Genomic DNA, 1,270 nt, shown 5'->3' on the forward strand with positions numbered 1-1,270 from the left:
ATTGGTCGGCATCACGTTGATGAAGTCGGAGCCATACTGGCTGCGATAGGCTTCGACCATCTTGATCCCCGCGATCTTGGCAATCGCATAGGGTTCGTTGGTCGGCTCCAGCAGTCCCGTCAGCATGGAATCTTCGTGCAACGGCTGCGGGGCCAGCTTGGGATAGATGCAGGAGGAACCGAGGAACATCAGTTTCTCGGTCGCGTTGACATGGGCCGCGTGGATGACGTTGGTCGCGATCACCAGATTGTCGTAGAGGAATTCGGCCCGCAGCGTGTTGTTGGCGACGATGCCGCCAACCTTTGCCGCAGCCAGAAACACCGCCTGCGGGCGCTTGGCGGCGAACCATTGGTTGACCGCGGCCTGGTCGCGCAGGTCGACTTCGGCGCGCGCGATCGTCAGCAGTTCGACGTCTTCCTGCGCGAGCCGGCGCACCAGCGCCGCACCCACCATTCCGCGATGCCCGGCGACGAAGACCGTCTTGCCCTTCAGCTCAAACGGAACCCTTGCCATTGGCAACCTCTCGTCTTGCGGCCGCAAGATCGCCTGCGACCATTTCCTTGACCAACTGGGCGAACGGCGTCTTCGGCTTCCAGCCAAGCTTCTCCTGCGCCTTGCTGGCATCGCCGATCAGAAGATCGACTTCGGTCGGCCGGAAATACATGGGATCAATGCGCACGACGATCTTGCCGGACTTCTTGTCGATGCCTTGCTCGTCGACCCCGGCGCCGCGCCATTCGATGGTGCGGCCCACTTCCGCGAACGCCAGTTCGACGAATTCGCGCACCGAGCGGGTCTCTCCGGTCGCCAGCACGAAATCGTCTGGTTCATCGACCTGCAGGATCTTGTGCATGCCTTCGACATAGTCCCGCGCATGACCCCAGTCGCGCTTGGCCTCAAGATTGCCAAGATGCACCACTTCCTCGAGGCCGGCCTCGATCCGGGCCACGCTGCGCGTGATCTTGCGCGTTACGAATGTTTCGCCGCGGATCGGGCTTTCATGATTGAACAGGATGCCGTTGCAGGCGAACATGCCGTACGCCTCGCGGTAGTTCACCGTGATCCAGTAGCCATAGAGCTTGGCAACGGCGTAGGGCGAGCGCGGATAGAACGGCGTGGTTTCCTTCTGCGGCACTTCCTGAACCAGGCCGTAGAGTTCCGAAGTCGAGGCCTGGTAAAACCGCGTTTCCTTTTCCATGCCGAGGATCCGGATCGCCTCGAGCAGGCGCAGCACGCCGATGCCGTCGGCATTGGCGGTATATTCCGGGCT

Annotated in this window: 2 protein-coding genes; both read right to left on the minus strand. The window is 61.6% G+C overall.

Annotated elements, in window-relative coordinates; genetic code table 11:
* A partial coding sequence (locus JQ575_RS44195; protein ID WP_212039421.1) for an NAD-dependent epimerase/dehydratase family protein occupies nt 1-513 on the minus strand: 513 nt, incomplete at its 3' end.
* On the minus strand, nt 494-1,270 hold a 777-nt coding region (gene gmd, locus JQ575_RS44200), incomplete at its 5' end, for a GDP-mannose 4,6-dehydratase (protein WP_212039423.1). The genes gmd and JQ575_RS44195, both read right to left, overlap by 20 nt.

The organism is Bradyrhizobium sp. JYMT SZCCT0428, from assembly GCF_018131075.1.
Lineage (GTDB): Bacteria > Pseudomonadota > Alphaproteobacteria > Rhizobiales > Xanthobacteraceae > Bradyrhizobium.